Below are 9734 nucleotides of genomic sequence, written 5' to 3'. Positions count from 1 at the left end.
CGGCCGGTCATTTCCGTGTCACAGCGGTCGAAGGAGAACGTCTTGTCCGAGCAACACCCGCCGGCCCAGCAGGAGTCGGTGACCTCCGGTGCGGTCCCTCCGGTGCCGGAGGGGGATGTCCCGGTCCCCGTTCCGCCGCCGGGGATCGTCGGCGCCGCGCGGTTCGCACGGGACCAGTGGCTCGTGGAGGTCGACCCCGCGTGGACGGACGAGGAGGAGGTACCGCCCTGGGCGGTCGTCGCCGAGTGGCGCAGTGACGCCAGGGGCCTGGTCGTCGACCGGCGGGGCAACGAGGGCTACCGGCCGTCCCCCCTGGCGTTGGACTGGCCCGCCCCCACCGACCCGGTGGACGAGGCGATGCAGTGGGCGGCCACCGGGCACGGTGCCGTCGAGGCCGTACTCGAGGCCCTCGTCGAGGCCGCGCAGGTCGCCGTCCTCACCACACTGGACGGCGCGTTCGTCGTGGCCCTCTCCCAGGACGGCGCCCAGGTGGTACCCGTCTACACGGCCGAGGAACAGATGCAGGGCGTCGGCCGGCTGGCCGCGCGTACCGCGCCGATCGGCGACCTGCTGGAAGAGCTGCCGGAAGGCCACGAGTTCTATCTCAACCCGGCGGGCCCGGTCGCCATGCGGGTACGGACGGATGCGCTGCGCGAGACGGTGGAGCGGGTGTCGGCCCGGCACGGCGCCACGCAACAGCCGTTGCCCGAAACGCCGTTCGCCCCGGTGCCCACCCAGAGCACGGAGGTGGGCGGACCGGGCGGCGGCACCCCGTCGGAGCCGGTGGGTACCGGTGCCGCGGACGGACCGCAGCGGGAAGGCGACGTCGGCGCGGGCGTCACCGTGGCCCACTGAGGGAACGGGCCGGGGCCGGCAGCCCACGCTGCCGGCCCCGGCCCCGGCCCCGTACGCAGCCGTACGGCCTCACACCGTCGCCCCCCTCGTCGCCCCCCCTCGTCGCCCCCGTCGCCCCCCTCGCCCTCGCCGTCCCCGCCGCCGTCACCGACTTTCCAGCACGGCACCCGGGTGAGTTCCCTCGAAGTCCCTGCCGCTCAGCCGTATCCCCGCCGCCAGGCAGGCCACCTCCACGGCGGGCGGCAGGAAGTCGTCGTCCTCGTCCTCCCGGTAGACCCCCACGCCGATCTGTTCCATGAAGGGCACGAAGACGCCCCGCTCGGTGCCCCTGACCGCCGCCCTGCCGCGTTCCAGCCGGTCGGAGTCCGCCTCCCCGTACCGGGCGAGCGGTCGCCCGTCCCGGTACCAGGCGAGGGACTGCCAGCCGTCGAAGTCCAGGTAGTACACGATCGCGTCGGTACCGCGGGACACCTCCTTCGCCCGTTCCACGCCCGCCGAGCCGCAGGGCTCGACGACCACGACGTGCCGGTCCACCCGCACCGCCAGCGCGCCCCACATGTCGCCGTCGGCGTCCGAGAACACCTCCTTCAGCAGGTCCTGGGGGGTCGTGGACCGGATCGTCCCGTCGGGCACGCCGAGGCGCCGCAGGACCTCCCGCTCGTCGGCGTGCTCCACCAGGGTCAGGGTGCAGGGGCCCTCGGACAGGTCCAGCAGGTCGAACCAGTCCCGGGACGGCCCGGTGCCGGCCGGGCGCCGGGGCTTGGCGGCCTCCTTGGCCTGCCGGCGGGCCTCGGCGCGCCGGAGGGCCGCCAGCCGGGCCTCCTCGGCGGCCGTGCGGCTGTCGTGGAGTTCGGCGCCGTTCTCGTCGAGCAGCACGACGTCACCCCGGTCGCGCACCACCACCGCGGAGACCCGCACCGCGGTGGGGTCCAGCCGGTAGCGGCCGGTCCAGCGCAGCAGAGCCATGGAGTTGGTGCCCGTGCGCAGGATGCCGTCGGTGCCGAGGGTGAGCCGGCCGGGTGCCTGCACGGGTATCGACCAGATCTGGCGGTCCATGCGCTCGCCGGGAGCCGTGAGGACGGTCCGGCCGGCCGGGTCGTGGCTGAGCCGGTACTGGCCGTTCGGCGAGCACAACGGCTCGCTCAGTACCTGTCCGGGCAGCAGCCGGTCGCCGCCGGCCGGCCGGTAGGCCGCCAGTTCGGCCGCGCTCAGCGGATCCCGGCTCCAGCGCAGGCCCCCGTCGGGGTCGGTGAGGACAAGGCGCCCCTGGTCGGTGACGGAGGCGGCGACCGCCCTGCGGTCGATGTCGCCCGACGCCCAGACGGGGATCGCCGGCCAGGCCTCCAGGACCAGCCGCCCCTCGGGGTGCAGGACGAGTTGCCCGGGTGCCGTGCCGGGCGTGCCCACGTGCCACAGGTCCCGGCCCTCGGCGCGGTCCCGCAGGACGGCCGTGCCGTCCTGGCGGTGTTCGAGGGCGTAGCCGCCGCTCGGCGAGACCAGGGACCGGAGGTGCAAGGACTCCCCCGCCCTCAGCACGGTCGTGTCGGTGGTGCTCATCAGGGCCTCCAGCCAGTGGACATCCGTCGGCGCGGCCGCGTGACGGTGGGGAGACGGCCGTTCCGCCGGGGGAGACGGAACGGCCGCCGGGAACCGCCGCGCCTCGGCCGCGCGACGAGCGTCCCGTATCTGAGGACGGTTCCGGGACCCCGATGGTTCACACCCGCTTCGGCTCCGGAACTCCCAACCGGTCACACCTGTTTCGGTGTCGCGGTCTCCGAGTAGACACATATGATCCTCGGCGGCATGCCGCGAACACATGTCACGGAGCCGGCCGGCCGGCTCTGCCCTCACACTCCGAGGACGAGAGACTGACGTGAACGACTTCCAACCCGGCCGCAGGCGCCTGCTGAAGATGTTCGGCCTCGGCGCCACCGCGACCACCGCGGCCATCCTCCAGGCCGACCCGGTACTCGCGGCGACGCTCGGGTACGACGAGAAGACCGGCGTCTCCCCCGCCTCGTACCGGGCCCCCGAGGGGCTGGCGCGGAACACCGCCGCCAAGCGGACCGCGCTGGACTGGATATCGGCCAACGAGAAGGCGGTCACCAGGCTGAGCGACCAGGTGTGGCAGCACGCGGAGCTGTCGCTGCGCGAGTGGAAGTCCTCCCTGGCCCACGCCGAACTGCTGAAGGACAACGGCTTCACGGTCGAGTGGGGCGCGGCGGGGTTCCCGACGGCGTTCGTCGCCACGTACGGCACCGAGGGCCCCGTCCTCGGTTTCAACGCCGAGTACGACGCCCTGCCCGGGCTGTCCCAGAAGAAGGGTGTGGGCAGCCACGACCCTCTCGTCTACAACTACGACGCGTACGGCCCCACTTACGGGGCCGGCCACGGCGACGCCCACAACGCCCTGGGCGCGGGCGGCACCGCCGCCGCGATCGCCGTCGCCCAGGCGATCCGCGCGGGCGGCCTCAAGGCCCGGGTCAGGCTGTTCGGCAGCGCCGGCGAGGAGCAGCTCGTCGGCAAGGCGTACGCGGTCAAGGAAGGCGTCTACGACGGCCTCGACGCGTTCCTGGACTGGCACCCGTTCAACATCACGGTGCCGTTCTGGAACACCACGAGCGCCCTGATCTCGGCCACCTTCACCTTCCTCGGCGCTTCCGGGCACGGCGGCACCCCGCTCGGCAACAAGAGCGGCCTGGACGGCGCACTGCTGATGGCGACGATGTCGGAGTACCTGCGGGAGAAGAACGTCGCCCCGTCGGGCCGCTTCCACTACGCGATCATCAACGGCGGCGGCGCGCCCAACGTGACCCCGGACATGTGCTCCATCTGGTTCTTCGTCCGCGAGGGCAGTCCGGCCCGCGCCCAGGTGCTGTACGACAAGATCGTGGAGTGCGGCAAGGCCGCCGCGCAGGCCAGCCAGACCCGCCTCGTGCACAAGTTCCACTCCGCGACCTGGAACCTCCTCGCGAACAGGGCCGGCGCGGAACTGCTCAACGACAACATGCGGCAGATCGGTGCCCCGGAGTTCACCGACGCCGACCACGCACTGGCGAAGGCCGTGCAGAAGTCGCTGGGCAAGCCCGAGGTGGGGATGCCGACCGAGCTGACCCCGCTCGCTCCCCCGGCCGCCGCCTACACCGGCGGCCTGGCCACCGACACCGCCGACATCAGCTGGCAGGCGCCCACCGCTGTGCTGCTGTCCGCGGCCTACCCGCCCGGCATCCCCAACCACAACTGGGGTGTCACGGCGACGGCGGCCACCGGCATCGGCCACCAAGCCCTCCTCTCCGCCGCCCGCTACCTGGCGGCGGCCGCGGTCGACCTGATCGAGCAGCCGGACCTGCTGGACGCGATGAAGCAGGAGTACAAGGACCGTACCGACGGCGTCGGATGGGCCTCGATGATCCCGGACGGCAACCAGCCGCCGCTGTACGAGCCGCCGGCCGCGTTCCTGAAGGCGACCGGGCAGAGCTGGCCGCCGAAGGGGGTGACCTGGCCGGTGCCGCCGGTGGTCTCCACGGAACAGCTCGGAACGACGGGCCCCAACCTGGCGCCGGTGACCTGACACCGGAGCGTCCCGACAACCCCCGTCCGCGGTCACTTCTCCCTCCGGCCCCGGGCGGGGGTTCGCCATGTGCCTTGCCCGTGCGGCGAGACCGCGTCGCTGCTCACGAACACCGGGCGCGGTGCGGGGCCGAGCGTGCGCCCCGGCACCGCCCGGCACCGCCCGGCACCGCCCGGCCCCGGCACCGGCACCGGCACCGGCACCGCGTCCGCTCGGGCACTTCAGACATTTGACTTACCTCATGGGCCCTGCGGTCCGCCGGACACGTGCCAAACACCCTCGCACCCGGGCGCGCCTTCCGCGGACGCGGTGCTTCCGCGTGCCGGGGCTGCCAACTGCTCCGATCTCCTCTCCGCCTTGACCGTCAACTGACCGATGTGCCGGTCGCACCCCCCGCGGAGAGTGGTGGACACAGACTTCGTCCCACGGAGGGGAACTCCCGTGATGCACCGTGATCAGCCACCCCTGCGGGCGCGTTCGACGCCCGAGCTCGTGCCCTCGCTGTTCCTGGACCTGGACCAGATGCTCGACGAGTTCACCAGGCTGCCGATACGGGCGAGGTTCCGCTTCGACCCGGACATGCCCGCCGTGATCACGGTCGAGTTCCTGGCGGAACGCGGGCCCGGCCTGGTCTGGCTCCTCGGCCGCGAACTCCTCCGGCGGGGCGTCACGGCGATGAGCGGAACCGGTGACGTACGCATGTGGCCGACGCTGCCCGGAGGGCGGCCCGCTTCCTGGCTGCTCCTCGAATCGGAGGAGGTGGAGGCGTTGTTCGAGGTGCCGACCGACGAGCTCGCGGAGTGGCTCGACGCGACCTACCGGATCGTCTCGGCCGAGGCGGAGATGGACGGCCTGAACTGGGACGGCTTCCTGATGGAGCTGCTCGGCGGCCCGGCGGCGGCCTCCGAATGAGCCTCGCCGGCCCCGCCGGCGGATGACTTGCTCTTCCAATCGTCACCTGTCAGAGTGGTGACGAAACAGGGTTGCCGTCGTCGGCCCGGTGCGTGGCCACCGCCACACGTATGCCGCCCCGGGCACCCTCGATGACAACGCTTTGCCGCAGGCCGCGCGTGTGCGGCGGACGAGGAGGAAGAACGTGAGGACCAGCAACCCGATCTTTTCCCGCTGGGGCGCCGACCGCGCCCCGGAGCCGGCCCGGACGCCCCAGCCGATGGGCGTCACGGTCGGCGGCCGCCCCGTGGACGGCCACCAGAGCGGCCACGGCCACCAGGACAACCACGGCTACCAGGACAACCCTTACGCTCCCGGCGCCGGCGCCTCGGCGGCGAGCACCCGGGACGCCCTCACGATGGACGACGTCCTCGTCCGCACCGGGACGACGCTCGGCACCGTGGCCCTGACGGCCGTGCTCTCCTGGCTGCTGCTGCCCGTCGACGAGGCGAACCTCGGCCGCTCCTACGGTCTCGCCGTGGGCGCCGCCCTCGTCGCCTTCGTCCTGTCACTGGTCCAGTCGTTCAAGCAGACACCGTCCCCGGCGCTGATCCTCGGCTACGCGGCCTTCGAGGGTGTGTTCCTCGGGGTGCTTTCCAGCACGGTCTCGACGTACCTCTCCCCCGGTGTCGTAGTCCAGGCGGTGCTCGGCACCTTCGCGGTCTTCGCCGCCGTACTCCTCGCCTACCGGATGCGTTGGATACGTGTCGACCGGCGGTTCGCGGGGTTCGTGGCCTCCGCCGCGACCGGCTTCCTGCTGCTGCTCGCCGCCGACCTCCTCTTCTCCGCCTTCGGCGCGGGAGGCGGCCTCGGCTTCCACAGCGGCGGGCTCGGCATCCTCTTCGGGATCGTCGGCATCGTGCTCGGCGCCGGATTCCTCGCCCTGGACTTCAAGCAGGTCGAGGACGCCGTCGCCTACGGCGCCCCGCGCGAGGAGGCCTGGCTGGCGGCCTTCGGTCTCGTCACCACGCTGGTGTGGATCTACCTGGAGGTGCTGCGCGTGCTGACCCTCTTCAACAGCGACAACTGACTCCCCCGAGTTCCCCGGCGCCGGAGGGGCACGCGCGGCGCGCGTGCCCCTCCGGCGCCCTCGTGCGCGGGTCCGCTCCCTGAACTTCCCCGGCACCCCGCTCGTTCTGGTGACCACGGCCCGGCGGCGAGAACGGGAGACACGTGCCATGAGCCTCCACGAGGAGTGCCCGTACCGGGACGGCCGGGTCGTCATCGGTCCCGCCTTCAAGGCCGACGCCCCGCCCGGTACGCCCGGCTGCGCGAGCACGGCCCGATCCACCCGGCCGAGTTCCACCTGGGCCTGACGGGACGGGTGGTGCTCGGCCACGACCTGGCCCGGGAGGCGCTGGTCCACCCCGCCCTGCTCAAGGACGCCACGCCCGCGGCCGAGGCACTGGCCGCCGCCGGTCACGTCCTGCACAGGCCGTCGGTGGGACTCGGCGCGCAGATGATGGAGGCCGACCCGCCCGAGCACACCCGGCTGCGCCGGCTGGCCGCGGCCGCCTTCACCCCGCGCCGCACCGCCGAACTCGCGCCGCGCGTCGAGCAGATCGCCCGCGGCCTGATCGACGCACTCCCCCGGGGTGGGCGAGACGGACCTCGTCCAGGCCTTCAACGCCCCGCCGCCGGCCACCGTCATCGCCGAACTCCTCGGCATCCCCGAGGAGTACCACCGGGATTTCCGACACTGGTCCGGCCAGGCGCTCCAGGCACCGGTGGAGTCGTTGGAGTGGATCGGCTCCGGCATCATCCGCGGTGTGCTGTCCCTGCCGGTGCGCCACCGCGCCGGCTGACGCGGCCCCGTACGGGAGCGTCCGCGCTCTCATCGGAGAACGTCCCGGCCCGCGCACGGAAACGTCCCGGCCCGCGCCGTGGCAGGCGCGGACCGGGACGGAATCCGGACAGGTACGTTCGTCAGACGGCCCGGGTGCGCAGCTGGCGGGACTTCCAGCCCAGCAGCAGGGCCTGGAGGACGAACCACACCCCGCCGCCCGTGGCGTACACCGAGAGCACGTCGAGCGAGGGGTTGTCGCCCGCGGCCTGGATGTTGTAGGTGATGCCGACCAGGAAGGACAGGCCGCCCGAGATCAGGGTCGGCCACTGCTTGCCGAGTTCGGGACCGCGCCGCCGTATCCCGACGACCACCTGGGCGGCACCGGAGACGAGGGCCCAGGCGCCGAAGACATGGAGCACCGGTGCCACACCACCGGCGCCTGCGACGCCGAGCGCGATGGCCGCCAGCGTGCTGAGCACCCCGTTGAAGGCGATGACGCGGCGCTCGGAACCGGCGGGCGTCGCACGGTGGTCGATCAGCGAGGACACCGCGTCGATCAGCGGGTAGACGACCAGCAGGGTGATCGCCACGGCGTCGACGTCCTCGTGCGCCCTGGCGAACACCAGGGCCCACACCACCGCCAGGACACCGCGGGTCAGGTAAAGCCTCAGCAGGGAGGAGCGTTCGCCCGCCGCGTTCGCCGGCGTGGCTGTCTGCGTGCTCATGGTGGTTCGGCCTTTCTCAGGTCAGGAGGTGGTCGCCGGCCCCGTCAGTGCCGGGACGGGGAGACGCACCGGAAGCTGGACGCGAGGGCCGGGTCTCCGTGGCCCTGGTAGCGGGACACCGCGGGGTAGCTGCACAGGTCGTGCGCGACCTGCCGGCCGTCGGCGTTGACGAGGGTGGCGGGCAGCGTCCTGGGCGCCTTGCCGTGCTCGACCCAGGAGGTCAGCGCGGCCAGGCCGTCGGCCGAGCCGTCGGTGCCGTTGAGGCCGCAGTGGGCGGTGTTCGGGGCGATGAACAGACGGTAGAAGTCGTCGGTCTTCTTGGCGCTGCCGATCTCGCGTACCACCTGATCGCGGTACCGCACGGTGCCGGCGGCCGGAATGTACTGGTCGGCGTCGCCCTGCCAGGAGATCAGCTTGCCGCCGGACGAGCGGAAGGCGGACAGGTCCGGGTCGTCGGTGCCGATGACCTTGTCGTACTCGGCCTCGGACTGCTTGAAGAGCTTGGTGAAGTCGCCGTAGGTGATCTTCGAGACGTCGAAGGACGGGTCCTTCTCCAGGAAGAGCTGCACCCAGAGCGCCGGCACCGGGAAGGGCGCGCCCTTGACGGTGCCGTCGGTGTCCGTGGTGCTGCCGGCCAGACCGCTCAGGTCGGCGCCGACCGGGACACCGGCCCACAGCTTCTTGCCCGAGGCGGTGCGCGGGCCGTCCCAGATCTTGCGGACCACGTTCGCGTCGGCCGCCGTGACGGTCAGCTCCTTGCCGTCGCACACGACCTTGGTGCCGATCAGGCTGCGGGGGTCGAAGTCGCACCGGGACGCGTCGTTGACCAGGCCGTCCCGGACGCCGTCGAGCTTGTCGCAGCCCTTGACGGCGGCGTCGGTGAACGCCTTGAACTCGCAGGCCGTCGGGTAGGTCTTCTCGTTGTTCATGACCACCTGCGGCCACAGGGTGGCGACCTCGAACTCGTCCCAGTTGACGGCGGGCGCGTTCGCGAGGATGCCGTCGTAGTCGTCGGGGTAGCGCTGGGCCTCCATGTAGCCCTCGCGTCCCCCGGTGGAGCAGCCGGTGAAGTAGGAGAAGGCGGCGCGCCGGCCGTAGACCCCGTTCACGACCTCCTTGCCGACGAGCGCGGCCTCGTGCTGGGAGCGGGAGGCGAAGTTCTTCAGCAGGGCGGTGTCGACCTGGTTCCTGCCGTTCAGCACCCAGCTGGTGTCGAGGACGTCACCGATGCCCGCGTCCGTGGTGGTCGCCGCGTAGCCGCTCTTGACCGCGGTGCCCAGTCCGACGCCGTTGTCACCGGCGCTGTAGGCGCTGCCGCCGATCGCCTGGAAGCGGCCGTTCCACTGGGTCAGGGGGAGCCAGGTCTGCACCTTGGCGTGGTCGTCGTCGCCCGGGTGCGTGAGGGTGACCGTCACCTGGCAGAAGGCCGGGACGCCGGAGACGTCGCCCCCGAGCAGGCCGGTGCCGTGGATGGTGCCGCCGTCCTGGCGGACCGCCGTCACGGACTCCACCTTGGTGCCGGACGGGGCCTTCACCGACGGCGCCGCGCAGGCCGGCGGCGCGGCGACGGAGGTCAGGGGCTCCGCCGAGGCGGTCGGCAGGTACACCGCCGCAGCCAGCGGCACGCCGGCCGCGAGAACAGTGAGGACTTTCTTCATTGCTTTCCCATCGGAGAAGTAGGTGTGCGCCTGGCTGCGGCAACACATGTGCATGGCACATCTCAACCGGGTCAGACTTTATCACCGGTTAAGGCGGTGACGAAAGAGGGTGTGTCGAACTCAGGTGTGCGGGTCGGCCGGGCACCCTCTAAGCCGGTTCCAGCCTGGCCGCGCGCCGGGCCCCGCCA

At 72.3% G+C, this 9734-nt stretch carries 9 protein-coding genes; 6 read left to right on the top strand and 3 right to left on the bottom strand.

Annotation, left to right across the window (positions count from 1 at the left end; genetic code table 11):
* Window positions 1-42 precede the first annotated feature (42 nt).
* The gene (locus tag AAW13_RS08975) at window positions 43-855 is read left to right on the top strand and encodes a type VII secretion system-associated protein (RefSeq protein ID WP_240528576.1); all 813 of its coding nucleotides are present in this window, start codon (window positions 43-45) and stop codon (window positions 853-855) included.
* Window positions 856-999: 144 nt separating this feature from the next.
* Here the strand turns inward: AAW13_RS08975 and AAW13_RS08970 are convergent, their stop codons facing one another.
* Entirely contained in the window at window positions 1000-2412 is a 1413-nt protein-coding gene (locus AAW13_RS08970) for a DUF6461 domain-containing protein (protein WP_046730254.1), read from the bottom strand.
* A gap of 316 nt (window positions 2413-2728) precedes the next feature.
* Here AAW13_RS08970 and AAW13_RS08965 point away from each other — a divergent pair, with 316 nt between their 5' ends.
* The 5 genes from AAW13_RS08965 to AAW13_RS46630 all read left to right on the top strand — a co-directional run bounded on the left by AAW13_RS08965 (window position 2729) and on the right by AAW13_RS46630 (window position 7182).
* Complete coding sequence (locus AAW13_RS08965) at window positions 2729-4426, top strand: amidohydrolase (protein WP_046730253.1); 1698 nt, start codon at window positions 2729-2731, stop codon at window positions 4424-4426.
* Between the two features lie 444 nt (window positions 4427-4870).
* Entirely contained in the window at window positions 4871-5338 is a 468-nt protein-coding gene (locus AAW13_RS08960; RefSeq protein WP_046730252.1) for an SsgA family sporulation/cell division regulator, read from the top strand.
* 184 nt (window positions 5339-5522) lie between these two features.
* Window positions 5523-6407, top strand: coding sequence for a Bax inhibitor-1/YccA family protein (locus AAW13_RS08955; protein WP_046730251.1), 885 nt, complete (start codon window positions 5523-5525; stop codon window positions 6405-6407).
* 148 nt (window positions 6408-6555) lie between these two features.
* Complete coding sequence (locus tag AAW13_RS46635) at window positions 6556-6693, top strand: hypothetical protein (protein ID WP_240528575.1); 138 nt, start codon at window positions 6556-6558, stop codon at window positions 6691-6693.
* 279 nt (window positions 6694-6972) lie between these two features.
* Window positions 6973-7182, top strand: coding sequence for a cytochrome P450 (locus tag AAW13_RS46630; protein ID WP_240528574.1), 210 nt, complete (start codon window positions 6973-6975; stop codon window positions 7180-7182).
* Between the two features lie 121 nt (window positions 7183-7303).
* Here the strand turns inward: AAW13_RS46630 and AAW13_RS08945 are convergent, their stop codons facing one another.
* Window positions 7304-7888, bottom strand: coding sequence for a DUF308 domain-containing protein (locus tag AAW13_RS08945; RefSeq protein ID WP_046730250.1), 585 nt, complete (start codon window positions 7886-7888; stop codon window positions 7304-7306).
* Between the two features lie 44 nt (window positions 7889-7932).
* The gene (locus tag AAW13_RS08940; RefSeq protein ID WP_046730249.1) at window positions 7933-9546 is read right to left on the bottom strand and encodes a tannase/feruloyl esterase family alpha/beta hydrolase; all 1614 of its coding nucleotides are present in this window, start codon (window positions 9544-9546) and stop codon (window positions 7933-7935) included.
* Between the last annotated feature and the right edge of the window lie 188 nt (window positions 9547-9734).

Source organism: Streptomyces humi (assembly GCF_001005085.2).
GTDB classification, from domain to species: Bacteria; Actinomycetota; Actinomycetes; order Streptomycetales; family Streptomycetaceae; genus Streptomyces; species Streptomyces humi.
This window is presented reverse-complemented; position numbering and strand designations above follow the sequence as displayed.

What these genes read in the sequence shown, in the direction of transcription:
- AAW13_RS08945 (WP_046730250.1), bottom strand. Translation starts at nt 7,888, where the DNA reads ATGAGCACGCAGACAGCCACGCCGGCGAACGCGGCGGGCGAACGCTCC.
- AAW13_RS08960 (WP_046730252.1), top strand. Translation starts at nt 4,871, where the DNA reads ATGCACCGTGATCAGCCACCCCTGCGGGCGCGTTCGACGCCCGAGCTC.
- AAW13_RS08970 (WP_046730254.1), bottom strand. Translation starts at nt 2,412, where the DNA reads ATGAGCACCACCGACACGACCGTGCTGAGGGCGGGGGAGTCCTTGCAC.
- AAW13_RS08940 (WP_046730249.1), bottom strand. Translation starts at nt 9,546, where the DNA reads ATGAAGAAAGTCCTCACTGTTCTCGCGGCCGGCGTGCCGCTGGCTGCG.
- AAW13_RS46635 (WP_240528575.1), top strand. Translation starts at nt 6,556, where the DNA reads ATGAGCCTCCACGAGGAGTGCCCGTACCGGGACGGCCGGGTCGTCATC.